Genomic DNA, 25,501 nt, shown 5'->3' with positions numbered 1-25,501 from the left:
AGACTGTTCTTGTCGGGATGCCTGCTCGGTCTCTGAAGCACCGGTCAGACCCGGAAGGTTGACACCACGGGAATGATCCGGTCCGCCTGCATCCGCACCATCTGGGCCAGCCGCGCCTCTCCCGGGCAGGACGGTATCGATGCAATCGCGCCGGACAGAATGTCGTTGAGTCGCCGCGACGCACCCTGAACCCCCAGTTCGCTCACAGCGTTTGGCCGTCCGTGCAGAGAATCCTGCCCGGTCGGTTTGCCCAGGGTGGATGCATCGCACAGCGCATCGCGCAGGTCATCAGCCACCTGGAAGGCCTCGCCAATACGGGCGCCAAGCTCGTACCAGGGTTCAGCCTCGTGACCGGCGGCAATGGCCCCCATCTGCGTCGCGGCAATGAACAGGGCACCGGTCTTGGAGCGATGATAGGCCGAAAGGTCAATTTCGGCCTCGCTCTCCCAACCCTGGCCGGCACAGATACCAGACGGCATGCCCGTCTGCTGCGCCAGCGCCATGACCAGCGCCAAACCCCGACCCGGCACCAGACCGGCAGCCCGGGCGAGCACCTCAAACGCCAGGACGATCAGGGAATCCCCGGTCAAGACAGCCAGTGGATGGGAAAAGGCACGGTGCAGGGATGGTCGGCCACGCCGCATATCGGCGTCATCGAAACAAGGCAGATCATCGTGAACCAGGCTCGCACAGTGGACCAGTTCGACAGCCGCAGCCGCCGCATTCGTCACATCGGGATGGTCTTCGCCACATGCCATCGCCACAGAGACCAAAATGGTCGGCCGGATTCGTGCACCGCCCGGTGTTGTCGCGTAGCTCAATGCCCGGGACAGGTTCGCCGGGGCTTTGCCACCCTGCCCCTGAGCAACCGCATTGCGAATCGCCGCATCGACACGCGCCTCTATGGACATCGGCAACTCCTGTTTCCGGGCCAAGTCAGACTGCCCGGACATGCACTAATTACTTGCGCCGGACCAGCTGCCCGTCTGCGTGATTCCGGGCGCCTGAACCGTCCACCCGTGGGCACCGTCAGACCGCCATGGGTGTAACATCAGTAGAAACCCATGCCGCGCACAGTGGCAAGATGCAGCGTTCCGGAGAGTCTCCTGCATCATGGGCTCAGTCGCGAAAGCGTGTCGTTTTCGTTACGCTTTCGGGCAGTTTCCCGTCTCGCGCTCACGATCCGCCACCCGTCGGGCGCAACACTCCTTACCGGCGTGCAAACAGGCGGATGCGCCTGTCGCCGGGTGCTTCTGCGGAGGTTTGGCGGCAATTCTGGCGATTTCGTCTTAAGGATGTGAAAGTCCCGGAAATTCGCTTGCGCCGCGTTCCAACGGCAGACAAAGAGCAGAGATGGCATTGTTCCTGTTTCTGCGCGAAAACGCCCGCTGGCTGGCTGCCGGCGCGATGCTCAGCTTTCTGTCAAGCTTTGGGCAAACCTTTTTCATTGCGGTATTTTCAGGCGAAATCCGCGCGGCCTTCGGGCTGAGCAACGGTGCCTGGGGCGCGATCTATTCTCTGGGAACCACCTGTTCGGCGATTGCGATGGTCTGGGCGGGCGGTCTCACCGATCTGTATCGGTCGCGGGCTCTGGGGGCGTTTGTGCTGTGCTGTCTGGCCGGCGCCTGTCTGTTCATGGCGCTGAATCCGGTTGCGGCGCTGCTCCCGGTTGTCATTTTCGCGCTGCGGTTCTTTGGTCAGGGCATGACCAGCCACATTGCGGTGGTGTCGATGTCGCGCTGGTTTGTCGCCACGCGCGGACGGGCGCTGTCCGTGGCCGGCCTCGGCGTTGCACTGGGCGAGGCGGTGCTGCCGATCACCTTTGTATCGCTGATGCTGGTTGTCGACTGGCGGCTGCTCTGGATTGTCGCCGCTCTGATCGGCCTGGGCGCGATTCCACTGCTGTTTGCGCTGCTGCGGCAGGAACGCACACCGCAGAGCATGGCAGAAACCGACCAGTCCGCCGGAATGGAGGGCCGCCATTGGCGCCGCAACGAAGTGTTTCGCAACCGACTGTTCTGGTTCATGATTCCGGCGCTCATGGGGCCACCCGCCTTCAGCACCGCGTTTTTCTTCCACCAGGTGCATTATGCCGGGGTCAAGGGGTGGGATCACCTGTCGCTGGTCGCCATGTTCCCGGCCTTCACCCTCGTCGGCGTCACGTCGATGATCCTGTCGGGTTGGGCGCTGGATCGTTTCGGTACACCCCGTGTGCTGCCCTGGTTCCAGCTGCCGGCAGCGATTGCATTCCTGTTTTTCGCCCAGGGCGACACCTTGAGCGGCGCCTTGGCGGGTCTGGTGTTCCTTGGCATGACACAGGGCATGCAATCGACCCTGCCCAATGCCTTCTGGGCGGAATTTTTCGGAACCCGCCATCTCGGCTCGATCAAGGCGATGGGGGCGGCCGTGATGGTCTTCGGCACCGCTGTCGGTCCCGGACTGACAGGCATTCTGATTGATCACGGCCTGTCGATCAGTACCCAGTATCTGGGCGTTGCCGGGTATTTCATCTTTGCCACACTGATGATGCGGTTCGGGGTCAGGCGCGCGGCCGCGCTGCTTGGACCGCAAACCCCCTAACGGTTGCGGCGGAGGTAAACGTAATAGGCGCCGGCGCCCCCGTGACGTATATGCGCTTCGGTGACCTGCAACACCGCCTGCGCAACCGGCGCCATGCGCAGCCACATCGGCACCTGCTGTTTCAGCACCCCGCGCCGGTGCGGCATCGGCGCATAGGGATCTTCGCGCTGACCCTTTCCGGTGATCACCAGCACCAACCGCGCGCCCTGGGATTGCTGCGTCAGGATAAAGCGGATCAGACTGGGATGGGCCTGATCCAGGGTCATCCCGTGCAGGTCGATCCGTGCCTCGGGGGTCAGCTTGCCGCGTTTGAGGCGCGTGTGCGCCTTCTTGTCCATATGCACCGCCTCGCCACGCAAACGCTGTGTGGTGGTGCGGGGCAGTGGCGAAACCTCGGGACTGTTCGGCGCCAGTTGTCCCAGCGTGAATGGGGTCAGAGGATCAACGGATCGCGGCGGCGGCGCGGCGTCCGGTTTGCGGGCGGCTGGTCCGATCGGGGCAAAATGATCGCGCCGGCCCAGTTTTTCCGTGCTGCGCGCCACCTGTCGCCACAGCTCGAGTTCTTCGGGCCGCACGCGCCGACGGGTCATTGCAGCGGATCCGGCAACAGCGCATAGGCGCGTTGTATCGGCATCAAAACCACCAACCGTCCGGGGTCCTTCAGCTGACCTGCCGCCTGCCCTGCGGAGTCGCCGGTGCCAAAGAAGATGTCCGCCCGCTGCGCCCCCTTGATCGCCGACCCGGTGTCCTGGGCGATCATCAATCGGTTCAGCGGCGCCTGCCCGTGCTTTTCGATCCATACGGGTGCCCCCAGGGGCGTGTAGGCAGGATCGACGGCAATGGACCGCATCGCAGTAATCGACCGGTTCATTGCGCCCAGCGGTCCCTTGTCCGCCGGCACTTCGCTGACTTCGCGGAAAAACACATAGGATGGATTGGTAAACAGCAGCTCTTCGCCCTCGAACGGATTGCGCCGTACCCAGTTCTTGATCACCTCGGCAGACACCTGGTGGGCATCATAGGTGCCGCGACGGACCAGTTCCTGACCGATTGACCGATATGGGTGACCGTTTGCGCCGCCGTAACCCACACGGACCGTGCGCCCGTCGGAATAGCGCACACGTCCGGAGCCTTGCACCTGCAGAAAGAACAGCTCGACCGGATCATCGACCCAGCAAATTTCAAGGCCGCGCCCGGACATTGCGGTGCCCGTCAGAATGTCCCGCCGGCTGAGCCAGGGCCCGGCGCTCGCCGCCTCTGGCGGCATGCGGTAAATGGGATACCGGAAACGTGGCGTTGGCACCGGCGAGCCGTCCAGCTCCGGCTCGAAATAGCCTGTGAAAAGCCCGTCGGCGCCGTCGCTGATCTGCACCGGGCGAAAGAACAGTTCAAAAAACTGCCGGGCATCGCGGGCATCCCGTGCCAACGCGCAGAGAGATCGCCAGTCCGGGCCTTCCAGATCCTGACATGTGTTGCGAAACACCGCCAGCGCGGCGGCGTGATCGTCATCGGCCCAGTTGTGCAGATCGTCGAAATCAAGAAGCGCATAGCCCGGTTCGGTGTCAGCCCTGCCTTCAGCACCCGCCATCACGACCCCCGTAAGAAGTGCTGTAAACAGCGCTCGGATCATTCGCCTGTTGCGACAAGCTGCCAATTGGGATCGTCGCTTCCCATGGTGCGGGCGTAGGTCCAGATGTCCTTCTGCTTCTTGGTCTGCTTGGCACTGCCTTCGACGATCTGCCCGGAGCTGTCCCGCACAACCGACGTGAGTTCCCCAACATAGCGCACGGTCAGTTCCGCCAGACCGGTTTCATCGTTCAGCGTCGCATCCTGCAACACCATCTCGCGCACCCCGATGAAGTCGGCCTCGATCTTCAGGCCCTGCGTTTCGCGGGCTTCAACCACGTCGGCAAAGCTCTCGTACACTTCTGCGCCGAGGAACGGCTTGATCTCGGCCAGATTGCCGTGCTCGAACCCCATCAGGATCATCTCATAAGCGCCACGTGCGCCGCCGAGAAAATCACCGACCCCAAAACTTGGCTCGATCCGCTTCATCCGGGCCAGCGCATCCGCTGCCGGGCTGCCTTCGGGCACATGGTCGATGATGTCGTGATCAGGCCCGCCTTCGATCACTTCGAAATCCGGACGTCCCTTGCCTTTCGGCAGGGATCCGGAGGAGGGCGGCTTTTCAAATCCGTCCCGTGTTCCCAACACGCCACGCAGGCGCAGGATCAGGAAAACGGCCACTCCGGCAAGAACCAGAAGTTGGATAATCGGTGAGTTCATCGAGACCTCGCGGTAAGGCATGCATTTAAAAGGATCGGTTATGACCTTATGTAGGTGCTGCGTGCGGGTGAGTCCACCGCGCCGCAGGAGAAGGAGACCGGACAGATGTGGCTATTTGCAGCTTTTCTTGCAGTCCCGATCATCGAGATTGCGCTGTTCATCCAGGTGGGTGGGCTGATCGGCCTGTGGCCGACCCTTGCCATCGTGGTTCTGACGGCTGTCCTTGGTACATATCTTGTGCGTTCACAGGGGGTGCAGGCGCTGAACAATGTGCGACGGTCGTTTTCGGATTTGAACGATCCGACCGAACCGCTGGCACATGGCGCGATGATCCTGGTGGCCGGCGTATTGTTGCTGACTCCGGGATTTTTTACCGACGCGGTCGGGTTTGCGCTTCTGACACCTCCGGTGCGCGTCGCGGTTTTCAACTATCTGCGCAAGCACATCAAGGTGCAACGGTTCGAAATGGGACGCGGCCCGGGGCCACAACGACCACAAGGGCCACGGCGGCCCGCAGGTCGCGGTGACGTGATCGATGGTGATTACGAGGATGTGACCGCCGCCGAAGATGTGCTGCCGCCAAAACAGCCGACGCATCCCGGCTCGGGGTGGACCAAGCACTGATGGCGACGCCAGGTCGGGCCACTGACCATTGAGGGACGCTGGCGATACTGCTAAGCACTGTGCGAAATGAGCCTCTAGGGAGAAGACACATGGCCGACGAACCGACACCGAACGGTGCGGATGGTGGCGCAACCGCCGCCCCGCAGATCAAAATGAACGTGCTCGCGCAATTCATCCGCGACATGTCGTTTGAAAACATCCTTGCGCAGAAGGGCACCGGCGGCGAAATGACCCCGGACGTTCAGGTTCAGGTGAACCTTGATGCGCGCAAACGTTCGGTCGAAAACCAGTACGAAGTGGTGATGAAGATCAAGGTCGACGCCAAGGCCAAAAGCTCGGGCGACCAGCTGTTCCTGTTGGAACTGGACTACGCCGGCGTTTTCAACATCGAGAACGTGCCCGAAGATCAGATGCACCCGTTCCTTTTGATCGAATGCCCGCGCATGTTGTTCCCGTTTGTGCGCCGCATCGTCTCTGACGTCACCCGCGACGGCGGCTTCCCGGCGCTGAACCTGGAAACGATTGATTTCGTGTCTCTGTATCGCAACGAAATCGCCCGGCGTCAGGCCGCGCAGGCACAGGCACAGGCTCCCGCTGGCAGCGCCTGAGCGCGCCCTAGTCCTTTGACCACAGGGCATTTGCCCCAAGCTTGGCGACAAAGGCGGCGTGTGCCGCCTTTTCCATCTCCGTGATCCGGGCCGGCAGCGGGGCAGGGCGCGGCATCGGACGCCACTGCGCGTCGGCGTTTGTGGCCTGGCTCGGCTCGTTGCGCGCCTGCGACAGCCCGAAATCCGGCTGCTTTCCGCCCACAAGCTCAAGGTACACTTCGGCAAGGATTTCAGAATCCAGCAGGGCGCCGTGCAGGGTCCGCGACGCATTGTCGATATTGAACCGGCGGCACAGGGCGTCAAGCGAGGCCGGCGAGCCCGGAAACTTCTTTTTTGCTATGGCCAGTGTGTCGATCGCCTGTTCCCACGGCAACTGGCGCTTGCCCAGCCAGCGCAGCTCGGCATTGAGGAATTTCATGTCGAACGACGCATTGTGGATCACCATCTTCGAGTCGCCGACAAACTCCAGAAAGGCGTCCGCGATCGCCGCGAACTTTGGCTTGTCGCGCAGAAACTCATCGCCGAGGCCGTGAACCTGAAATGCCTCGTTCGGCATCATGCGCTCGGGGTTTATGTACTGGTGGTAGATGTTGCCAGTCGGAATATGGCCCATCAGTTCAACTGCGCCTATCTCAACGATCCGATCACCGGATTCAGGGTCGAACCCGGTGGTTTCGGTGTCGAGCACAATTTCACGCATCGTTCAGCCGCCTTTCGATATCCGCCAGAACATCCTGCACCTGGGCGCTGGCATGCTCAAGGGTGTCCGTCTCGATCACATAATCGCTCCGGGCAATCTTCTCTGCAATCGGGTACTGCCGGGCAAGGATTTGCTGAAACTGCTTCTCGCTCATCGTGCCACGGTCCATCACCCGCTTTTTCTGTATTTCGGGCGAAACAGTGACACATGCGACCGCATCCATACCAACGTCGCCACCAGTTTCAAACAGCAGAGGAATGTCAAAAACCCCGATTTTCCCGGGGTGTGCGTGCATGAATGCCAGCCGGTCCTGCTGAACCAGCGGATGTACGATGGCTTCGATCTTCCCGATCAACTCGGGTGAACGAGCCAGGATGTCTCGCAGGATGGTCCGGTCGACGCCTTGATCCGTCACCGCCTCCGGAAACAGGGCCTGCATTGGTGCCACTGCGGCACCACCCGGGCCATACAGCCTGTGCACGGCCGCATCGGCATCCCAGACCGCGCAGCCAAGGTCTGCAAACAGACGCGCCGTGGTGGATTTTCCCATCCCGATGGAGCCGGTCAATCCAAGGCGAAACCTCATCCTAGAACGGCAGTCCGGGTCGATTCATCCACTTCCGGCCGCATCCCGAACCAGCGTTCAAAGCCCGGCACCGCCTGGTGCAGCAACATGCCCAAACCGTCTACGCAGGTGCAGCCCTGCTCGGCGGCGACCCGCAGCAGCCGGGTCTGAAGGGGAGTGTAGACCAGATCGGTCACAAGGGTTCCGGGCCGAAGCCCATCCAGCGGCACCCGCATCTCGGGCTTGCCGACCATGCCCAGCGAGGTCGTGTTGACCACAGTCGTTGCATCGTCCATGACATTCCCGGCCTGCACCCATTCAACCACATGCACACGCTGACCAAAGTCCTCGCGCAACTTGTCGGCGCGGATACGGGTGCGGTTTGTCAGGCGGATTTCCGGAACACCGCTGTCCAGCAGGCTGGCAACAATCGCGCGCGCGGCCCCGCCGGCGCCCAGAACAACCGCCGGGCCGGCTTCGGGCATCCAGTCCGGTGCGTTTTGACGCAGATTTTCGATAAAACCATATCCGTCGGTGTTGTCAGCGTGAATCTTGCCGTCGCGGCGAAAGATCAGCGTGTTCGCCGCGCCGATCAAAGTCGCCCGGTCCGTGACCAGGTCCGCCAGTTCCAGCACCCTTTCCTTGTAGGGCAGGGTGACGTTCAACCCGACAAAGCCAAGCTTCGGCAGAAACCGCAGGGTGTCTGCTAGGTCGTCCGGCGCAATTTCCATCGGGATATAGTGCCCCCGCAGCCCGTGTTTGCGCAACCAGTGACCATGCAGCCGCGGCGACTTGGAGTGATGTATGGGGTGGCCGATGACTCCGGCCAGGGGGATCCGGTCCGCGCTCATGAGGGCAAGCTTCCTTTCAGCACGAGGTGGTTCAGCAGTTCCAGAAGCGGCAAGCCAAGTATGGTGAAATGATCGCCCTCGATACGGGTAAACAAGCGTACACCTTCTTCTTCGAGCTTATAGCCGCCGACGGAATGGCGGATACTGTTCCAGTTTCTATTCAGGTAGTCGTCCAGATAGGCGTCGGACAGGGCACGCATGTGCATCCGCGCAATCCCGACATGGCGCCACAGCGGGGTTCCGTTCTCGTACAGCACAGCAGCAGACAACAGAGTGTGTTTCTGCCCCCGCAACCGACGCAGATGCCTTCCGGCATCGTCGATGTCGGCGGGTTTTCCGAACACCTCGCGGTCGATGGCGAGCACCTGGTCACAGCCCAGCACCAAAGCACCGGGATTGCGATCGCTGACCTTGCGCGCTTTCATTTCTGCCAGTGTGTCGGCCAGATCCCGAGGCGAGGCTTGTTCGCTGGCAAGAGCCGCGCGCACCGAATCTTCATCTATCCGGGGTACATCGATTCGATGTTCCACCCCGGCCGCGCGCAGCAATTCTGCCCGAATGGACGATCCCGAAGCGAGGACAAACGCCTGCATCATGTGGACAAACCCGTTGAAAACCCTGGTGGCAGCACCGGTGTCAGTTCTGGGGAAAAAGCAGTGCCTTTGCAAGACGGGGGATAAACCGACCGTCCCAGCATCGCTCGCCGGTGTTCTCAGGCTATGGAAAAGAACAACTCAAAACCTTTGAAAACTCTCGAGGTTCACAGTTCTGCGCATAGTTATGCACAAGCTGAGCCTTGCACCGGTCTCTTATTATCATAAAGATATCATGCTGTTACTTTTACAACTGGCGGTTTCAACAAGAAGCTTCCAAGAAATTACCCACAGCACCGTGCTCTGGGGGTAAATCGCGGTGAAATGACTTATCCCAAGCTTCGGCGTGACCTAACTTCATCATCATCTCTTTTATCTTAATACTAATTTAAGAGGGACCTTACCGATCGAACCCTCCCTCGAGACCCATGATTGACTTTGGTCCGTTTCACGCCTAAGTGCTTACCTCGCCTTCGTCCGAAGGTGTTTTTTCCCGAAGATGGATACGTGACGGACAGCCCGGCTGATCCCGTGAGGAGTTTGCATGGAAATCGAAAAACTGGATCTCGCCGATCTCAAGGCGAAAAGCCCCAAAGATCTGTTGGCAATGGCGGAAGAACTCGAGATCGAGAACGCTTCGACCATGCGCAAAGGCGAGATGATGTTCCAGATCCTGCGCGAGCGGGCGGACGAGGGCTGGCAGATTTTCGGAGATGGTGTGCTGGAAGTGCTGCAGGATGGCTTTGGCTTTCTGCGTTCTCCGGAAGCAAACTATCTGCCGGGACCCGATGACATCTATGTTTCCCCCGAGATGACGCGCAAATTTTCATTGCGCACGGGCGACACGATCGAAGGTGAAATTCGCGCTCCCGAGAACGAAGAGCGGTATTTTGCCCTGACCGATGTGGCGCGCATCAACTTTGAAGATCCGGAAAAGGCGCGTCACAAGATCGCCTTTGACAACCTGACGCCGCTGTATCCGGACGAACGGTTGAAGATGGAGATCGAGGACCCGACGATCAAGGATCGTTCGGCCCGTATCATCGACCTGGTCGCCCCGATCGGCAAAGGTCAGCGCGGACTGATCGTGGCGCCGCCGCGGACCGGTAAAACGGTGCTGCTGCAGAATATCGCCGCCAGCATCGAACGGAACCACCCGGACGTGTACCTGATCGTGCTGCTGATTGACGAACGTCCGGAAGAAGTCACCGACATGCAGCGCTCGGTAAAGGGAGAGGTTGTCTCATCGACCTTTGACGAGCCGGCCACACGGCACGTCGCTGTCTCCGAGATGGTGATTGAAAAAGCCAAAAGGCTTGTCGAGCATAAACGAGATGTAGTGATCCTTTTGGACTCAATCACTAGACTTGGTAGGGCTTTCAACACTGTGGTGCCTTCGTCAGGTAAAGTTCTGACCGGTGGTGTGGATGCCAATGCTTTGCAGCGGCCAAAGCGCTTCTTTGGCGCGGCGCGCAATATTGAAGAGGGTGGCTCTCTGACAATCATCGCAACGGCGCTGATCGATACGGGTTCGCGTATGGACGAAGTGATCTTTGAAGAGTTCAAGGGCACCGGTAACTCCGAACTGGTCCTTGATCGCAAGGTGGCTGACAAGCGCGTGTTCCCGGCAATGGATATCCTCAAGTCGGGCACCCGGAAAGAAGAGCTTCTGGTCGATAAGGGTGATCTTCAGAAGACATTCGTGCTGCGGCGTATCCTGAATCCGATGGGAACCACTGACGCGATCGAATTCCTGATCTCCAAGCTCAAGCAAACCAAAACCAACTCGGAATTTTTCGACTCGATGAACACCTGACCTGTTAGGGGTAGGGGATGGACACGATATACGCTCTGGCCACGGCGCAGGGCAAATCGGGTGTGGCAATTGTGCGGGTGTCCGGGCCTCTGGCCTGGGACGCCGGTCGCGTGCTTGCCGGAACCCTGCCGGAACCCCGACGCGCGGCTGTGCGTCGGCTGACCGGTCCGGACGGCGGTTATCTTGATGAAGCCCTGGTCTTGTGTTTTCCGGAAAAGCACAGCTTTACCGGCGAGCAGGTCGTCGAGTTCCAACTGCATGGCAGTGTTGCTGTCGTGCGGGCGGTGCTCGCGGCATTGAGCGTACAAAGCGGTCTGAGATCGGCGGAACCCGGCGAATTTACCCGCCGGGCGCTGGAAAACGGTCGTCTGGATCTGACTCAGGTAGAAGGCCTTGCCGATCTCATCGAGTCCGAGACCGAAGCCCAAAGACGTCAGGCCTTGCGGGTGCTTTCCGGGGATCTGGGGCAGCGTGTCACCGCGTGGCGCCGGGACCTGATTCGTGCGGCCTCTTTGCTGGAGGCGGTGATAGACTTTGCAGACGAAGACGTTCCGGTCGATGTGACGCCTGAAGTGTTGGAACTCGTTTCCAGTGTTCAAGAGGCCCTTGGACGGGAACTGGCCGGTTTCGAAGGCGCGGAGCGCATTCGTTCCGGGTTCGAGGTTGCGATTGTCGGTGCGCCCAATGTCGGGAAATCCACCCTGCTGAATGCGCTCGCGGGCCGGGACGCGGCGATCACGTCGGACGTTGCCGGCACAACACGGGATGTGATCGAGGTCCGGATGGACCTGGGTGGGCTGGCAGTCACCTTGTTGGATACAGCCGGGATTCGTGAAACCGTGGATGCGGTCGAAGCCTTGGGTGTTGCTCGCGCACGCGACAGAGCGGCCGCGGCGGACCTGCGGGTCTTTCTGGTTGAGGCCGGAACGCAACCCGATATGGCCGCCGAACCTGATGACATCATCCTCGAGGCCAAGGCTGACCTGCGGTCGGACGGGCGCGGTATATCCGGTAAAACCGGGCAGGGGCTCGATCTTCTGGTGAGCGAAGTTCAGCGAAAACTTTCTGAACGAGCGTCCGGGGCGAGCCTCGTGACCAGGGAGCGCCACAGATTGGCGCTGAGTGAAGGCGGACAGGCGCTTGCCGTCGCATCTGCTGTGGTTGCCGATGGTCCTGACAGTTATGATATCGCGGCGGAAGAGATCCGAGTAGCGATTCGCCGACTAAGCGCGCTGATCGGGAGTGTCGATGTCGAGATGCTGCTGGACGAGATCTTTGCGAGTTTTTGCCTGGGTAAGTGAGGAGTGTTTCACGTGAAACATTTGGAATTCGATGTTCTCGTGATCGGTGGCGGTCATGCCGGTTGCGAAGCAGCCCATGCCGCCGCACGGATGGGCGCGCGGACGGCGTTGATCACACTCAAACGCTCTGGCATCGGAGTGATGTCCTGCAATCCGGCAATCGGAGGGCTTGGCAAAGGCCATCTGGTGCGTGAAATCGACGCCATGGACGGCGTCATGGGGCGGGTGGCAGACCAAGCCGGGATTCAGTTCCGCCTTCTGAACCGTCGCAAGGGACCGGCTGTGCAGGGTCCCCGGGCTCAGGCTGATCGCAAGATTTACCGCACAGCAATGCTCCACGAAATGAAAGCTCACCCGAACCTGGACATTGTGGAAGGTGAAGTTGTTGATCTTCTGACCGTGGATCACAAGATTTCGGGCGTTCTGCTTGCAAGCGGCATCAGGATAAACGCGCGCGCGGTTGTGCTGACAACCGGGACATTTCTTCGCGGTGTCATCCACATCGGTGATGTCTCGCGCCCCGGGGGACGCATGGGCGACAACCCGTCTGTGCGGCTTGCGGCACGCATTGACGAACTGAAACTTCCGCTTGGCCGTTTGAAAACCGGCACCCCCCCACGTCTGGACGGGGGAACAATTGATTGGCAAAGTTTGCAGACTCAGCCCGGTGACGACGACCCAGTGATGTTTTCCTTTTTGAACAAGACTCCGATGGTTCGGCAGATCTCCTGCGGAATCACGCATACCAACGAGAAGACTCACGATATCATCCGTGAAAATCTCTCGCGGTCAGCGATGTACGGCGGCCATATCGAGGGCATCGGCCCACGCTATTGCCCGTCTATCGAAGACAAGATTGTGCGTTTTGCAGAGAAAACCTCGCACCAGATCTTTCTGGAACCGGAAGGGCTGGACGATACCACTGTTTACCCGAACGGAATTTCCACATCCCTTCCGGTGGATGTGCAAGAGGCTTATGTGCGTTCGATAGAAGGACTGAGCAACGCCAAAATACTGCAGCCAGGCTATGCGATCGAATATGATTATGTTGATCCCCGGGCGCTGGATTTAAGACTGCAAGTCAAAGACGTTCCGGGTTTCTTTCTGGCAGGCCAGATCAATGGGACGACAGGTTACGAGGAAGCCGCGGCCCAGGGGCTGGTTGCGGGGCTGAACGCCGCCCAGCACGCGGCAGACAAAGAACCAATCCTGTTCAGCAGATCTGACAGCTATATCGGGGTGATGATTGACGATCTGACGTCGCGCGGCGTGACCGAACCTTACCGAATGTTCACTTCGCGGGCCGAATTCCGGTTGTCGCTGCGGGCGGACAACGCCGATCAACGGCTGACCACGAAAGGGCTTGAGATTGGTTGCGTTGGCGAAGATCGCGAGCGTCTCTTCCTCGACAAGATGGACAGACTGAGCGCCGGCCGGGCCTTGCTCGAGGGCAGGGTTTATAAGTCGAGTGACATTGAGAAAATGGGCATCCCGGTGAGTCAGGACGGCGCCCGCCGTTCGGGGTATCAGTTGCTTGCGTTTCCCGACGTCACGTTCGCCGTCCTTGCCGAACATGACCCGGAAATTTCTGGAGTCGAGGATGATATCCGCACGCAGCTGGAGCGGGACGCGCTTTACGTGCACTACATTGAACGGCAGTCACGAGACATAACGGCGTTGAAGAAAGAGGAGTCCTTGCAAATTCCGCAGGATTTTGCCTTCGACGCGATTGATGGCCTGTCCAATGAACTGAAATTGAAGTTGTCACGCTCGCGCCCGTCCAACCTTGCGCAGGCAGGTCGCATTGACGGAATGACTCCGGCTGCACTCACCTTGATTCTGGCCAAGTTGCGTCAGTTCGACAAAAGGAAATCTGCATGACTCCAACTTCTGCTGACGCGGCGCTTGGAGATGTTTCACGTGAAACAGTAGCGACCCTGGAAAAATACGTCGCGCTGCTGCTCAAGTGGAATCGGCGTATAAACCTCGTCTCGCAGAGCACCCTGAAGGATGTCTGGACCCGGCACGTACAGGATTCCCTCCAGCTATATGACCTTGCGCCGGAAAAAACAGCGCACTGGGTGGATCTGGGCAGCGGCGGCGGCTTTCCTGGATTGGTCATCGCAATTCTTTCGCGAGAAAAAGACCCCCAGCGACGCGTGACACTTGTTGAAAGTGACCAAAGAAAATCCACTTTTCTGCGGCAAGTTCTGCGGGAAACCGGCGTCAAAGCGACAGTGCTCTCCGAGCGCATAGAAGTTGTCCCGCCCTTGTCTGCAACCATCCTCAGCGCGCGTGCACTGACAGATCTTGAGGGGCTTTGCGGCTATGCCCACCGTCACCTCGGCAAGGATGGCACTGCGCTGTTTCCCAAGGGCGCAACCTGGAAAAATGAGCTTGGCGCCGCACGGAATGCATGGTCATTTTCCTTGGTAGAGCATACAAGTCAAACCGACCCAAATGCTGTGATCCTGCAAATCGGAGAGCTTGCCAATGTCTGATCCGACCCGTCCTGCCGGACCAAAGATAATCGCGATCGCCAATCAGAAGGGCGGCGTCGGCAAGACGACGACCACCATCAATCTGGGTGCCGCTTTGGCAGAAGAGGGGCTCAAGATCCTCGTTGTCGATCTTGATCCGCAGGGCAATGCGTCGACGGGCCTTGGGATTGTTCCGGACAATCGGGATTACACCACTTACGAGCTTCTTCTGGAAGACATCGACCTCGAGGATGTCATTCAGAAAACCGACACGGATCGGCTTTTTCTCATCCCGGCGACGGTCGACCTTAGTTCAGCCGACATGGAATTGATTTCGAACGAAAAGCGCAGCTTTCTGCTGCACGACGCCCTGCGGCAGACGGCCATTGATGCGTTTGGCTTCGACTACATTCTGATTGATTGCCCTCCGTCTCTGAACCTGTTGACAGTCAACGCCATGGTGGCCGCGCATTCAATTCTGGTGCCCCTGCAGAGCGAGTTTTTCGCACTCGAGGGGCTATCTCAATTGATGCTGACCATCCGCGAAATCCGCCAGTCCGCCAATCCCGATCTCAGAATCGAAGGTGTCGTTCTGACCATGTACGACGCGCGCAACAATCTGTCGCAACAGGTTGAGGCTGATGCCCGCGCCAATCTTGGCGATCTGGTGTTCACCTCCGTCATTCCGCGCAACGTTCGGGTGAGCGAGGCGCCATCTTACGCTCTACCGGTTCTGGCTTATGACAGCACCTCCAAGGGTGCATTGGCCTATCGCGCCCTGGCGCAGGAATTTCTGAAGAAAAACGCAAAAATTGCCGCCTAGGAAAGTGGGTCAAAATGTCTGAGAAAAGAGAACCCCGCCGTGGCCTTGGTCGTGGCCTGTCCGCCCTCATGGCTGATGTGGAACCGCGCGCGGTCGAAAGCGAAGTTGGCGTTGACAACAAACGACGTCCCGACCGCATGATTCCGGTCGAGCGGATTGTTCCGAACCCGGATCAGCCTCGCCGCAGTTTCACCGAAGCACAGTTGGGTGAACTGGCGGATTCGATCCGCACCAAGGGTGTGATCCAGCCATTGATCGTGCGGCCGCGGCCCGGCAGCACCGAGGATGAATATGAAATCGTCGCTGGCGAGCGACGGTGGCGCGCTGCACAAATGGCACAATTGCACGAAGTGCCGGTGCTGATCCGTGACTTCTCTGACACCGAAGTTCTGGAAGTTGCGATTATCGAGAACATTCAGCGTGCAGACCTGAATGCAATCGAAGAAGCGGCGGGTTACCGGCAGCTGATGACGCGGTTCGGCCACACTCAGGAGAAACTTGCCGAAGCGCTCGGAAAGAGCCGCAGCCACATCGCCAACCTGCTGCGTCTGCTCAATCTGCCGGAGGAAATTCAGACCCACGTGGTGAATGGAACCCTGAGCGCCGGACATGCCCGGGCGCTGATCACCGCGCCCAATCCTTCCGAGATGGCCGAGAATGTTGTGAGGCGCGGGCTGTCTGTTCGGGAAACCGAAAAGCTTTCCCGGTCTGCGTCGGAAGCGGCGGATCCAAACCGTCCACGGCGCAAGCGGTCAGAGGGGGCATATGGGTCCGACAAGGATGCGGATACGAAAGCCCTGGAAGGCGATTTGTCCGCGACCCTGGGAATGAAGGTGGTGGTCGATCATGCGCCGGGTCAAGAGGGCGGGCGGGTCACGATCAGTTACGACACGCTCGAACAGCTTGACGCGCTTTGCATGATCCTGAGTTCCGGTCGTTAGGGCAAGAGCTCTGCGATCACGGAGTTCAGTAACAACCGACCCTGTTTGGTCACGCCCAGTCGGCCATCACCGCGCCACAAGAGACCCATGTCTTCCAATGATCGGCAGGTATTCTCGGGCAACGCCTTCGGTGACAGACGCCGAAGGCGATCAACATCTATGCCTTCGGTGACGCGCAGGCCCATCATCATGTATTCCCCTGCCTGATCTGCGCCTGAAAGCGGGTCAAAGACCTGGTCTCCGGAACCGGCTTCGGCCTGTTCGATCCATTTTCCGGGCGCGGTCCATGCCTCGGTGGCATATTTGATGCCGTCAATGGTCATCCGCCCATGCGCCCCCGGACCCACGCCGGCGTAGTCGCCGTAATGCCAATAGATCAGATTGTGCCGGGACTCGGACCCCGAAGGCGCGTGGTTGGAAACCTCATAGGCAGGCATCCCGGCGGCCTCGCAAAGCTCCTGCGTCAGGTCGTACATATCCGCAGCAAGACCTTCCTCGGGCAGGCCCTTGAGGCCGCCCCGCTTCGCGCGGTCATGAAAGGCCGTGCCCTGTTCGATGGTCAGCTGGTAGAGGGACAAATGGTCGACGGCCATGCTCAGCGCTTCGCCCAATTCGGCCCGCCAATCTTCGAGGCGCTGATCCTGTCGGGCGTAGATGAGATCGAAACTTACCCGGTCAAAGACCGACCGGGCGACATCAAACGCCTGTCTCGCCTCTGCCACGGTATGAAGTCGCCCCAGACGCCTCAGATCATCGGAGCGCAGCGATTGAATGCCCATCGACACCCGGTTCACGCCGGCTTCGACGAATCCCCGAAAGCGTCCCGCCTCAACCGAACGCGGGTTGGCCTCGAGCGTGATTTCGATGTCATTCGCGAGGGTCCAGGTGCGCCGCACGGCATCCAGAACTGCCGCCACGGTTTCGGGGGCCATCAGGCTGGGTGTGCCGCCGCCGAAAAATACCGAATTCAGCACCCGTCCGGGCGTCAGGCGACCAACCCGCTCAACTTCGCGCACCAGCGCGCGTGCCCAGCGTGCCTGATCAACCTGGGCGACAACATGTGAGTTGAAATCGCAGTAGGGACACTTTGCCTCGCAAAACGGCCAGTGGACGTAAAGCCCAAAGCCGCCGTGCCGCCAGTCCTCGTCAAATCGGGCGTTCAAAAGCACCCCGCCACAAACTTTGCGAAAGCGTCAGCCCGGTGCGAGATCTTGTTCTTGAGCTGACGATCCATTTCGCCGAATGTCCTGTCATGGCCTGCGGGCTGGAAGATCGGATCATAGCCATGCCCCTGAGTACCCCGCATCGGCCAGACAACCTGACCTTCCATCACGCCGGGAAAGACTTCGTCATGACCATCTGGCCAGGCAAGGACAAGCGTGCAGCAAAACCGGGCTGTCCGCGGGGCAGGGGCACCCCTGGCCTCCAGAAGATCATGCGTCTTTTGCATCGCCATGACAAAGTCCCGGCCAGAGCCGGTTTCCGCCCAGTCGGCGGTGTAGACTCCGGGTGCCTTGTCCAGCGCGTCGATTTCGATCCCGGAATCGTCTGACAGGGCGGGCAGTCCGGTGGCCTTGGCCGCGGCATGGGCCTTGATCCGGGCGTTTTCGGCAAATGTCGTTCCGGTTTCCTCAGGTTCCGAAAGCCCCATCCGAGCCGCGCCCACCACCTCAACGCCAAAGGGCTTCAGCAGGTCTGCAATCTCTTCCAGCTTTCCGGCATTGTGCGTTGCCACCAAAAGTTTCTTGCCGTCGAACTTGCGGGTCATGCGACCGCTTTCATCTGCATGGCAACCAGTTCGGCAACGCCTTTTTCGGCCAGATCCAGCAACTGCCCCATCTGGACGCGCGAAAAGGTCGAACCCTCGGCCGACATCTGCACTTCGATCATCTGACCATCGCCGCGCAGGATAAAATTGCCGTCGACACCGGCTTCGCTGTCTTCGGGATAATCCAGATCCAGAACCGGCTGTCCGGCATAGATCCCGCAGCTGACCGCCGCGACCGGCGAGATCAGCGGATCGCTGACAATCTCGCGCGCCTTGATCAGCTTGTTGACGGCAAGCTTCAACGCGACCCAGCCGCCGGTGATCGACGCGCAGCGCGTGCCGCCATCGGCCTGGATCACATCGCAGTCGATGGTGATCTGCCGCTCGCCCATGGCGACGCGGTCAACGCCGGCCCGCAGGGATCGCCCGATCAGACGTTGAATCTCGACCGTGCGGCCGCCCTGTTTGCCGCTGGCGGCTTCCCGACGCATCCGGCTGGTGGTTGACCGCGGCAACATGCCGTATTCTGCCGTGACCCAGCCCAGGCCGGACCCCTTGATGAACGGCGGCACACGGTCTTCGATGGTGGCGGTGCAGAGAACATGGGTGTCCCCGATCCGGATCATGCAGGATCCTTCGGCATGCTTCGTTACACCGGTTTCGATGGACACGGCGCGCATCTGATCTAGTTTTCGTCCTGAAGGTCGCATGGTTTTTCCCTTATCTGCTGCATCGCGGGCATATAGGGGCATCGCCCGGTTGCGCAACAGAAACCGCAATTGACCTCCCGGCGCAGGGGCCTTTAATGGTTCCCATGAAGGGTCACCCAGATGAATGACGGCAGGAATATTCTCGATCAGATGAACCACCGCTCGCGCGAAGTGTTTCGCCGCGTGGTCGAGGGTTATCTTGACAGTGGCGAACCCGTCGGCTCGCGCACCCTCACGCGCACTCTCAGCGAAAAGGTCTCGGCAGCGACGATCCGCAACGTGATGCAGGATCTCGAATTCCTCGGCCTTCTGAACAGCCCGCATGTCAGCGCCGGCCGCATACCGACGCAGTTGGGGCTGCGGATGTTCGTTGACGGTCTGCTCGAAGTGCGCGACCTCGACAGTTCCGACCGCCAGAAACTTGACGCGACTCTGACCAACAACACCGACGATGTCGGCGGGCTGCTTGACAGGATCGGCTCGGCCCTGTCCGGCGTGACTCACGGGGCCTCTCTGGTGTTGACACCGAAACACGAGGCACCGATCCGCCACATCGAATTTGTCGCCCTGGGCCACGACCGGGCGCTGGTGGTGCTGGTCTTTGCTGACGGTCACGTTGAAAACCGCCTGTTCCACCCGCCGCCCGGTCAGACCCCGAGCTCGATGCGCGAAGCGGCCAACTTCCTGAACGCCCTGATCGAAGGCAAGACGCTGTCCGAACTGCGCCATGTCATGGCCCGGGAAATCAGCGCCCGTCGGCAAGAGATAGACACTCTGGCGCGGGACCTCGTGGACTCGGGTCTCGCGGTCTGGGCCACCGAAGGGGATCAATCGGAACGTCTCATCGTCCGGGGCCGTGCAAACCTGCTGGCGGGCGACAGCCAAAGTGAGGAACTCGACAAGATTCGCAGCCTGTTCGACGATCTTGAACGCAAGCGCGACATCGCGGAGTTTCTGGAACTGACCGAAGATGGCGAAGGTGTGCGCATATTTATCGGCTCCGAGAACAAACTTTTTTCACTTTCGGGTTCCTCTCTGGTGGTCTCTCCATATATGAACGCGGATCGTAAGATAATCGGTGCGGTTGGTGTCATCGGACCCACGCGCCTTAACTATGGACGTATCGTGCCGATCGTGGATTACACGGCCCAGTTGGTCGGCAAGCTGATCTCCGACCGGAGGTAGAGGACAAGAATGGCAGACACGAGAAAAGATGATTTCCTCGACGATGTGGATGACGCCACCGCCGAGGAATACGCCGCAGAAATGGAAGAGATGGACGATGATGCCATCGAGCTGGATTCGCTGCGCGCCGAGCGTGACGAACTGAAGGACCGTTTCATGCGCGCCCTGGCAGATGCCGAGAATTCGCGCAAGCGGGCCGACAAGGATCGCCGCGAGGCGGAAAATTATGGCGGCTCCAAGCTGGCCCGGGATCTTCTTCCGGTTTACGACAACATGCAGCGTGCGCTTGCTGCTGCCACCGATGAGCAAAAGCAGATCTCTGCGGCGCTGCTTGAAGGTGTGGAACTCACGTTGCGCGAGCTGACGTCGGTGTTCAAGAAACACGGCATCCAGCCGATCAGCCCCAAGGTCGGGGATAAATTCGACCCGCAGCAGCATCAGGCGATGTTCGAAGCCCCGGTGCCGGGCACCAAGGCGGGTGAGATCATCCAGGTTTCGGCCGAAGGGTTCATGTTGCATGATCGCCTGCTGCGTCCTGCGCAGGTCGGCGTAAGCTCGATGCCCGCGAGCTAAGGCTTCACGTGAAACACAGCAGGGGCGGGGGTCAAACCCCGCCCTTTTTTTTGCTCAGACCCTTCAGTTCGTACAGCGCCTGCAACGCCTCCCTCGGAGTCATCTCGTCGGGCATCAGCAGCGCCAACCTGTCTTCAACATCGGATGACGCAGCCTTGGCAACCGGGGCAGGGGCGCGCGCCATCGCCGAGAACAGCGGCAGATCGTCGATCAGTGCCTTGGGGGACGCTCTTTCCCGTTCGCCTTTCTCGAGCTGCTCCAGAACGTGCCGCGCCCGGGAAATCACGGACGCTGGCAACCCCGCCAGTTGCGCCACTTGAACACCATAGGACCGATCCGCCGCGCCGGGTCGCACTTCGTGCAGGAAAATGACTTCGCCGTCCCACTCCTTGACGGCGACCGTGGCGTTGGTGACCCCCGGAAGCTTGCCGGCCAGAGCCGTCAGTTCGTGGTAGTGGGTTGCGAACAGTCCGCGCACCCGGTTGACCGCGTGCAGATGTTCCAGCGTCGCCCAGGCGATGCTCAGGCCGTCATAGGTCGCGGTACCGCGACCGATCTCGTCCAGTATGACCAGCGCCCGGTCATCTGCCAAATTAAGGATTGCCGCGGTTTCCACCATCTCGACCATGAAGGTGGACCGCCCGCGCGCCAGGTCGTCCGACGCGCCGACCCGGCTGAAAATCTGGCTCACCAGCCCGATATGCGCCGACGCCGCCGGCACGTAGGCCCCCATCTGCGCCAGCAAGGCGATCAATGCGTTCTGACGCAGATAGGTTGATTTACCCGCCATGTTCGGGCCGGTCAGAAGCTGCACCGCCGCTGCTTGGCCTTCGGGGGACAGGCCGCAGTCATTGGCGATGAACGGTGCACCACCCTGAGACTTGAGTGCGCGCTCGACGACCGGATGCCGTCCTCCTTCGATCTCGAATGCGCGGCTCTCGTCCACACGCGGCCGACACCAGTCCTGCGCGGATGCCAGATCGGCAAGACCGCTGGCAAGGTCAAACTCGGCCAGCGCCAGCGCGGTGAGCGAAATCTCGGCAGCCCGCTCCAGAACGGCACCTTTCAGGGCATCATAGTGCCGCTTTTCGATGTCGATGGCCCGCCCGCCTGCATTCAGGATTTTCGTCTCTATCTCGGAAAGCTCGACAGTGGTGAACCGAACCTGATTTGCGGTTGTCTGCCGGTGAATGAAGGTCTCTGACAAAGGGGCCGACAGCATCTTTTCCGCGTGGGTGGCGGTTGTTTCGATAAAGTAGCCCAGCACGTTGTTGTGCTTGATCTTCAGGCTGGAGACGCCCGCCAGGGCGGCATATTCGGCCTGCATCCGGGCTATGACGCCGCGGCCTTCGTCCCGAAGCGTGCGCGCTTCGTCCAGTTCTGTGTCATAACCGGGCGCAATGAATCCGCCGTCGCGGGCCAGCAATGGCGGATCGGCGATCAGGGCGGCGTCGAGAAGAGCGGTGAGTTCGTCATGTCCACCCAGACCCTGACAGGCCTCGTTCAGCAGAGTAGGCAATTCGCACCCCGCCAAACGTGTGGCAATCGCTGCCGCTTCCTCCAGCGCATTGCGCACTGCCGCGAGATCCCTCGGACCGCCGCGATCCAGCCCCAAACGGGACAGTGCCCGGTCCAGATCCGGTACCCGTTTAAGCGCATTCCGCAGGAACAGAGCCACATCGACCGAGTCGAGACACCACGCCACAGCGTCCTGGCGCGCCTGAACCACGCTCAGTTCCCGTGACGGAGACGACAAACGCCGTTCGAGCAGTCGCGCACCGCCGGCGGTCACGGTTCGGTCAATCACCGCCAGAAGCGACCCGGCGCGGCCGCCGTTCAAGGCATGGGTCAGCTCAAGATTGCGACGCGTGGCAGCATCAATCTGCATGAGGCGCGTGACCTGATCCTGACGCGGTGGCTGCAACAGCGGCAGTTTGCCCTTCTGGGTGATGTCGAGGTAATCGACCAGTGCGCCCATGGCCGACACTTCGACCCGGGCAAACCGCCCGAAGGCATCCAGTGAGGCGACCGCGAACAACCCGCACAGTCGCGTCTCGGACCCGGTGGAATCAAACGACGCCCGCCCCAGAACCGTCGGCAGGATTCCGAGGTCTGCCAATACCTCGCGCAGCGCTTCTTCGACCATGTCCGAGACCAGCACTTCGCTTGGGGCCAGGCGCGCCAGTTCCGCCCCGATCCGTGCCTGTCCCAAAGACATCACGTGAAACACACCCGTTGAGATATCGCACCAGCTCAGGGCCCATTCGTCCCGAACACAGGCCAATGCCGCGAGATAATTGTGCCGTCGCGCTTCAAGCAGACTCTCTTCGGTCAATGTACCCGGAGTCACCAGCCGCACGACATCGCGATGCACCACGGATTTTGCACCGCGTTTCTTGGCTTCGGCCGGGCTCTCCATCTGCTCGCAGACGGCAACCCGAAACCCCTTGCGGATCAGGGTCAGCAGATAGCCTTCGGCGGCGTGGACGGGAACGCCGCACATCGGAATGTCGTCACCGTCATGCTTGCCACGCTTGGTCAGCGCGATGTCCAGCGCCGATGACGCCGCGACGGCATCATCAAAGAACATCTCGTAGAAATCGCCCATCCGGTAGAACAGCAACGCGTCTTTGTACTGCGCCTTGATCTCCTGGTACTGCGCCATCATCGGCGTGACTGCGTTCATGCGGCCCCCTTGCATTCTCGCGCGACCCTACAAATCCCGCACCGGACGCGAAAGGTGAAAACCGAAGTTGAGCCGTACGGCGCCGTGGGCTAGAAGCACCGGACCGCTACGAGAGGAGCGCCCTACATGTCGAACCAGAAATACACCCGCGAAGAGGCACTGGCCTTTCACCTCGACCCGACGCCGGGGAAGTGGGAAGTGACGGCGACCGTCCCCATGACCACCCAGCGCGATCTGTCGCTGGCCTATTCGCCCGGTGTTGCCGTTCCCTGTGTCGAGATCGCGGCCAACCCGGAACTGGCCTATGATTACACCAACAAGGGCAACCTCGTGGCGGTGATTTCGAACGGAACTGCGGTCCTGGGTCTGGGCAATCTGGGAGCGTTGGGCTCGAAACCGGTGATGGAGGGCAAGTCTGTCCTGTTCAAACGTTTTGCCGACGTAAACTCGATCGACATCGAGCTCGACACAGAGGACCCGGAAGAATTCATCAAGGCTGTACGCCTGATGGGGCCGACCTTCGGCGGCATCAACCTCGAAGACATCAAGGCGCCGGAATGCTTCATCATCGAGCAGACGCTGAAAGAGCTGATGGACATCCCGGTGTTTCACGACGACCAGCACGGCACCGCCGTGATCTGCGCCGCAGGGCTGATCAACGCATTGCACCTGTCGGGCAAAAAGATCGAAGACGTGAAGATCGTCCTGAACGGGGCCGGCGCGGCGGGCATTGCCTGTCTTGAGTTGCTGAAGTCCATGGGCGCCCGGCACGACAACTGCATCATGTGCGATACCAAGGGCGTGATCTACCAGGGCCGCAGCGAAGGCATGAACCAGTGGAAATCGGCCCATGCAGCGATGACCGATGCCCGCAGCCTCGAGGACGCGATGAAAGACTGCGACGTCTTTCTCGGTGTCTCGGCCAAGGGGGCGGTCACACAGGAGATGGTTCTGTCGATGGCGCGCAACCCGGTGATTTTTGCCATGGCCAACCCCGACCCCGAGATCACTCCGGAAGAGGCACATGCCGTGCGCGAAGACGCCATCGTTGCCACCGGCCGCTCGGACTATCCCAACCAGGTCAACAACGTCCTGGGGTTCCCTTACCTGTTTCGCGGTGCGTTGGACATCCATGCCCGCGCGATCAATGACGAGATGAAAATCGCCTGCGCCGAAGCGCTGGCCGCGCTGGCCCGCGAAGACGTGCCGGACGAAGTGGCCCTGGCCTATGGCAAGAACCTCAGTTTCGGTCGTGATTACATCATCCCGACACCCTTCGACCCGCGGCTGATTCACCGCATCCCGACCGCGGTGGCGCGGGCGGGCATGGACACCGGCGTTGCGCGGCGTCCGATCATCGACATGGACGCTTACGAGCTTTCGCTGAAATCCCGCATGGACCCGACCGCAAGCATCCTGCGCGGAATCAACGCCCGCGCCCGCGCTGCCCAGTCGCGGATGATCTTTGCCGAGGGCGACGATCCGCGGGTGCTGCGCGCCGCAGTGATGTACCAGCGTTCGGGTCTGGGTCAGGCGCTGGTTGTCGGCCGCGAGCCGGATGTTGCAGCCAAGCTCACGGCCGCCGGAATGGCGGACGCGATCAGCGAACTCGAGGTGATCAACGCCGCAAACACGCACCATCTGGATGCCTACAAGGCGTTCCTCTATGACCGCCTGCAACGCAAGGGCCATGACCGCACGGATATCCACCGGTTGGCGACCCGGGACCGGCATGTCTTTGCCGCGCTGATGCTGGCCCATGGACATGGTGACGGGTTGATCACCGGAGCGACCCGAAAATCGGCACATGTGATGGAGCTGCTCAACCACGTGTTTGACGCCGATGCCGAACACGGCGCCGCCGGAGTCACGGCGTTGTTGCACAAGGGGCGGATCGTGTTGATCGCCGACACCCTGGTGCACGAATGGCCGGGCGAAGAGGATCTGGCCGACATTGCCGAACGCGCGGCGGGCGTGGCGCGGCATCTGGGACTGGAACCGCGCGTTGCCTTTGTTTCGTTTTCGACCTTTGGCTATCCGGTGTCCGAGCGTTCGGAAAAGATGCACCATGCCTCGCGCGTGCTGGACGCGCGTGGTGTCGATTTCGAATACGAGGGTGAGATGACGGTCGATGTGGCGCTGAACGCGCGCGCGCAGGAATCCTATCCGTTTCAGCGCCTGACCGGACCGGCAAATATCCTGGTCGTGCCGGCCCGCCATTCGTCGTCGATTTCCGTCAAGCTGATGCAGGAAATGGCCGGGGCCACCGTGATCGGGCCGATCCTGACCGGGGTGGATCAGTCGATTCAGATCTGCTCGACCAATTCCACGGCAAACGACATTCTGAACATGGCGGTTCTGGCGGCCTGCAAGGTCGGGTGAACGCGCCTTTTTCCGACGCCGGAGTGGGG

The 25,501-nt window shown here is 60.5% G+C and carries 24 protein-coding genes; 12 read left to right on the top strand and 12 right to left on the bottom strand.

The window, feature by feature from the left end:
- Positions 1-44 precede the first annotated feature (44 nt).
- Entirely contained in the window at positions 45-911 is an 867-nt protein-coding gene (locus tag FOY53_RS00395) for a polyprenyl synthetase family protein (RefSeq protein WP_146584539.1), read from the bottom strand.
- Positions 912-1,353: 442 nt separating this feature from the next.
- On the opposite strand from FOY53_RS00395, the gene FOY53_RS00390 reads away from it, so the two are divergent.
- On the top strand, positions 1,354-2,580 hold the full coding sequence (locus FOY53_RS00390; protein WP_186766465.1) for an MFS transporter: 1,227 nt from the start codon (positions 1,354-1,356) through the stop codon (positions 2,578-2,580).
- Here FOY53_RS00390 and FOY53_RS00385 read toward each other — a convergent pair.
- Genes FOY53_RS00385 through FOY53_RS00375 form a run of 3 tightly spaced genes read right to left on the bottom strand, consistent with a single transcriptional unit; the run spans position 2,577 to position 4,866 of the window.
- Complete coding sequence (locus FOY53_RS00385; protein ID WP_146584537.1) at positions 2,577-3,170, bottom strand: Smr/MutS family protein; 594 nt, start codon at positions 3,168-3,170, stop codon at positions 2,577-2,579. The genes FOY53_RS00390 and FOY53_RS00385 overlap by 4 nt on opposite strands.
- A complete protein-coding gene (mltA, locus tag FOY53_RS00380; RefSeq protein WP_146584535.1) occupies positions 3,167-4,210 on the bottom strand; it encodes a murein transglycosylase A in 1,044 nt (347 codons plus the stop codon). The genes FOY53_RS00385 and mltA overlap by 4 nt, the downstream gene beginning before the upstream one ends.
- Complete coding sequence (locus tag FOY53_RS00375; RefSeq protein WP_146584533.1) at positions 4,207-4,866, bottom strand: Tim44/TimA family putative adaptor protein; 660 nt, start codon at positions 4,864-4,866, stop codon at positions 4,207-4,209. The genes mltA and FOY53_RS00375 overlap by 4 nt, the downstream gene beginning before the upstream one ends.
- A gap of 105 nt (positions 4,867-4,971) precedes the next feature.
- On the opposite strand from FOY53_RS00375, the gene FOY53_RS00370 reads away from it, so the two are divergent.
- Together FOY53_RS00370 and secB are read left to right on the top strand one after the other, a co-directional pair.
- Entirely contained in the window at positions 4,972-5,490 is a 519-nt protein-coding gene (locus FOY53_RS00370; RefSeq protein ID WP_146584531.1) for an FxsA family protein, read from the top strand.
- Between the two features lie 89 nt (positions 5,491-5,579).
- Positions 5,580-6,098, top strand: a complete 519-nt coding sequence (gene secB / locus FOY53_RS00365) for a protein-export chaperone SecB (RefSeq protein ID WP_146584529.1) — start codon at positions 5,580-5,582, stop codon at positions 6,096-6,098.
- A gap of 7 nt (positions 6,099-6,105) precedes the next feature.
- Here the strand turns inward: secB and dnaQ are convergent, their stop codons facing one another.
- From dnaQ to FOY53_RS00345, 4 genes are read right to left on the bottom strand one after another with little or no spacing between them, the layout of a single operon-like run.
- Positions 6,106-6,798 carry a DNA polymerase III subunit epsilon gene (dnaQ, locus tag FOY53_RS00360; protein ID WP_146584527.1) on the bottom strand — a complete coding sequence of 231 codons (693 nt, stop codon included), beginning with the start codon at positions 6,796-6,798 and terminating at the stop codon, positions 6,106-6,108.
- Positions 6,791-7,384, bottom strand: a complete 594-nt coding sequence (gene coaE, locus FOY53_RS00355) for a dephospho-CoA kinase (RefSeq protein WP_146584525.1) — start codon at positions 7,382-7,384, stop codon at positions 6,791-6,793. The genes dnaQ and coaE overlap by 8 nt, the downstream gene beginning before the upstream one ends.
- Positions 7,381-8,214 carry a shikimate dehydrogenase gene (locus tag FOY53_RS00350; RefSeq protein WP_146584523.1) on the bottom strand — a complete coding sequence of 278 codons (834 nt, stop codon included), beginning with the start codon at positions 8,212-8,214 and terminating at the stop codon, positions 7,381-7,383. The genes coaE and FOY53_RS00350 overlap by 4 nt, the downstream gene beginning before the upstream one ends.
- Positions 8,211-8,810 (bottom strand): Maf family protein, encoded by a 600-nt coding sequence (locus FOY53_RS00345; RefSeq protein WP_146584521.1) that lies wholly within the window; start codon positions 8,808-8,810, stop codon positions 8,211-8,213. Before FOY53_RS00345 ends, FOY53_RS00350 begins: the two co-directional genes overlap by 4 nt.
- A 541-nt stretch (positions 8,811-9,351) precedes the next feature.
- Here FOY53_RS00345 and rho point away from each other — a divergent pair.
- The 6 genes from rho to FOY53_RS00315 are packed head-to-tail and all read left to right on the top strand — an operon-like array spanning position 9,352 to position 16,168.
- Complete coding sequence (gene rho / locus FOY53_RS00340; RefSeq protein ID WP_146584518.1) at positions 9,352-10,623, top strand: transcription termination factor Rho; 1,272 nt, start codon at positions 9,352-9,354, stop codon at positions 10,621-10,623.
- A gap of 17 nt (positions 10,624-10,640) precedes the next feature.
- The gene (gene mnmE, locus FOY53_RS00335; RefSeq protein ID WP_146584516.1) at positions 10,641-11,924 is read left to right on the top strand and encodes a tRNA uridine-5-carboxymethylaminomethyl(34) synthesis GTPase MnmE; all 1,284 of its coding nucleotides are present in this window, start codon (positions 10,641-10,643) and stop codon (positions 11,922-11,924) included.
- A gap of 12 nt (positions 11,925-11,936) precedes the next feature.
- A complete protein-coding gene (gene mnmG / locus FOY53_RS00330) occupies positions 11,937-13,805 on the top strand; it encodes a tRNA uridine-5-carboxymethylaminomethyl(34) synthesis enzyme MnmG (protein WP_146584514.1) in 1,869 nt (622 codons plus the stop codon).
- Positions 13,802-14,425, top strand: a complete 624-nt coding sequence (gene rsmG / locus FOY53_RS00325) for a 16S rRNA (guanine(527)-N(7))-methyltransferase RsmG (protein WP_146584512.1) — start codon at positions 13,802-13,804, stop codon at positions 14,423-14,425. The genes mnmG and rsmG overlap by 4 nt, the downstream gene beginning before the upstream one ends.
- A complete protein-coding gene (locus tag FOY53_RS00320) occupies positions 14,418-15,227 on the top strand; it encodes a ParA family protein (RefSeq protein ID WP_146584510.1) in 810 nt (269 codons plus the stop codon). The genes rsmG and FOY53_RS00320 overlap by 8 nt, the downstream gene beginning before the upstream one ends.
- A 14-nt stretch (positions 15,228-15,241) precedes the next feature.
- Positions 15,242-16,168 carry a ParB/RepB/Spo0J family partition protein gene (locus FOY53_RS00315; RefSeq protein ID WP_146584508.1) on the top strand — a complete coding sequence of 309 codons (927 nt, stop codon included), beginning with the start codon at positions 15,242-15,244 and terminating at the stop codon, positions 16,166-16,168.
- On the opposite strand, the gene hemW is transcribed toward FOY53_RS00315, so the two are convergent.
- The 3 genes from hemW to rph are packed head-to-tail and all read right to left on the bottom strand — an operon-like array spanning position 16,165 to position 18,646.
- On the bottom strand, positions 16,165-17,331 hold the full coding sequence (hemW, locus tag FOY53_RS00310; protein WP_146584506.1) for a radical SAM family heme chaperone HemW: 1,167 nt from the start codon (positions 17,329-17,331) through the stop codon (positions 16,165-16,167). The two genes, FOY53_RS00315 and hemW, sit on opposite strands and share 4 nt — an antisense overlap.
- Positions 17,328-17,936, bottom strand: a complete 609-nt coding sequence (gene rdgB / locus FOY53_RS00305) for an RdgB/HAM1 family non-canonical purine NTP pyrophosphatase (protein WP_146584504.1) — start codon at positions 17,934-17,936, stop codon at positions 17,328-17,330. The genes hemW and rdgB overlap by 4 nt, the downstream gene beginning before the upstream one ends.
- Complete coding sequence (gene rph / locus FOY53_RS00300) at positions 17,933-18,646, bottom strand: ribonuclease PH (RefSeq protein ID WP_146584502.1); 714 nt, start codon at positions 18,644-18,646, stop codon at positions 17,933-17,935. Before rph ends, rdgB begins: the two co-directional genes overlap by 4 nt.
- A 120-nt stretch (positions 18,647-18,766) precedes the next feature.
- On the opposite strand from rph, the gene hrcA reads away from it, so the two are divergent.
- On the top strand, positions 18,767-19,831 hold the full coding sequence (hrcA, locus tag FOY53_RS00295; protein WP_146584500.1) for a heat-inducible transcriptional repressor HrcA: 1,065 nt from the start codon (positions 18,767-18,769) through the stop codon (positions 19,829-19,831).
- Between the two features lie 9 nt (positions 19,832-19,840).
- Positions 19,841-20,404 carry a nucleotide exchange factor GrpE gene (locus FOY53_RS00290; RefSeq protein ID WP_146584498.1) on the top strand — a complete coding sequence of 188 codons (564 nt, stop codon included), beginning with the start codon at positions 19,841-19,843 and terminating at the stop codon, positions 20,402-20,404.
- Positions 20,405-20,435: 31 nt separating this feature from the next.
- On the opposite strand, the gene mutS is transcribed toward FOY53_RS00290, so the two are convergent.
- Positions 20,436-23,090 (bottom strand): DNA mismatch repair protein MutS, encoded by a 2,655-nt coding sequence (mutS, locus tag FOY53_RS00285; RefSeq protein WP_146584496.1) that lies wholly within the window; start codon positions 23,088-23,090, stop codon positions 20,436-20,438.
- A gap of 126 nt (positions 23,091-23,216) precedes the next feature.
- Between mutS and FOY53_RS00280 the strand changes: the two genes are divergently transcribed.
- The gene (locus tag FOY53_RS00280; protein ID WP_146584494.1) at positions 23,217-25,472 is read left to right on the top strand and encodes an NADP-dependent malic enzyme; all 2,256 of its coding nucleotides are present in this window, start codon (positions 23,217-23,219) and stop codon (positions 25,470-25,472) included.
- Positions 25,473-25,501 lie beyond the last annotated feature (29 nt).

Origin of the sequence: Puniceibacterium confluentis (assembly GCF_007923445.1) — a bacterium.
Taxonomy (GTDB): domain Bacteria; phylum Pseudomonadota; class Alphaproteobacteria; order Rhodobacterales; family Rhodobacteraceae; genus Puniceibacterium; species Puniceibacterium confluentis.
The sequence above is the reverse complement of the archived record's forward strand: the minus strand, read 5'-3'. Positions and strand labels throughout refer to the sequence as shown.

Coding starts and splice junctions, on each gene's coding strand:
- rdgB (WP_146584504.1), bottom strand. CDS start 17,936: ATGACCCGCAAGTTCGACGGCAAGAAACTTTTGGTGGCAACGCACAAT.
- dnaQ (WP_146584527.1), bottom strand. CDS start 6,798: ATGCGTGAAATTGTGCTCGACACCGAAACCACCGGGTTCGACCCTGAA.
- FOY53_RS00370 (WP_146584531.1), top strand. CDS start 4,972: ATGTGGCTATTTGCAGCTTTTCTTGCAGTCCCGATCATCGAGATTGCG.
- FOY53_RS00390 (WP_186766465.1), top strand. CDS start 1,354: ATGGCATTGTTCCTGTTTCTGCGCGAAAACGCCCGCTGGCTGGCTGCC.
- FOY53_RS00320 (WP_146584510.1), top strand. CDS start 14,418: ATGTCTGATCCGACCCGTCCTGCCGGACCAAAGATAATCGCGATCGCC.
- secB (WP_146584529.1), top strand. CDS start 5,580: ATGGCCGACGAACCGACACCGAACGGTGCGGATGGTGGCGCAACCGCC.
- FOY53_RS00395 (WP_146584539.1), bottom strand. CDS start 911: ATGTCCATAGAGGCGCGTGTCGATGCGGCGATTCGCAATGCGGTTGCT.
- mltA (WP_146584535.1), bottom strand. CDS start 4,210: ATGATCCGAGCGCTGTTTACAGCACTTCTTACGGGGGTCGTGATGGCG.
- FOY53_RS00375 (WP_146584533.1), bottom strand. CDS start 4,866: ATGAACTCACCGATTATCCAACTTCTGGTTCTTGCCGGAGTGGCCGTT.
- rsmG (WP_146584512.1), top strand. CDS start 13,802: ATGACTCCAACTTCTGCTGACGCGGCGCTTGGAGATGTTTCACGTGAA.
- rho (WP_146584518.1), top strand. CDS start 9,352: ATGGAAATCGAAAAACTGGATCTCGCCGATCTCAAGGCGAAAAGCCCC.
- coaE (WP_146584525.1), bottom strand. CDS start 7,384: ATGAGGTTTCGCCTTGGATTGACCGGCTCCATCGGGATGGGAAAATCC.
- rph (WP_146584502.1), bottom strand. CDS start 18,646: ATGCGACCTTCAGGACGAAAACTAGATCAGATGCGCGCCGTGTCCATC.
- FOY53_RS00290 (WP_146584498.1), top strand. CDS start 19,841: ATGGCAGACACGAGAAAAGATGATTTCCTCGACGATGTGGATGACGCC.
- hrcA (WP_146584500.1), top strand. CDS start 18,767: ATGAATGACGGCAGGAATATTCTCGATCAGATGAACCACCGCTCGCGC.
- FOY53_RS00315 (WP_146584508.1), top strand. CDS start 15,242: ATGTCTGAGAAAAGAGAACCCCGCCGTGGCCTTGGTCGTGGCCTGTCC.
- FOY53_RS00350 (WP_146584523.1), bottom strand. CDS start 8,214: ATGAGCGCGGACCGGATCCCCCTGGCCGGAGTCATCGGCCACCCCATA.
- FOY53_RS00345 (WP_146584521.1), bottom strand. CDS start 8,810: ATGATGCAGGCGTTTGTCCTCGCTTCGGGATCGTCCATTCGGGCAGAA.
- FOY53_RS00280 (WP_146584494.1), top strand. CDS start 23,217: ATGTCGAACCAGAAATACACCCGCGAAGAGGCACTGGCCTTTCACCTC.
- FOY53_RS00385 (WP_146584537.1), bottom strand. CDS start 3,170: ATGACCCGTCGGCGCGTGCGGCCCGAAGAACTCGAGCTGTGGCGACAG.
- mutS (WP_146584496.1), bottom strand. CDS start 23,090: ATGAACGCAGTCACGCCGATGATGGCGCAGTACCAGGAGATCAAGGCG.
- mnmE (WP_146584516.1), top strand. CDS start 10,641: ATGGACACGATATACGCTCTGGCCACGGCGCAGGGCAAATCGGGTGTG.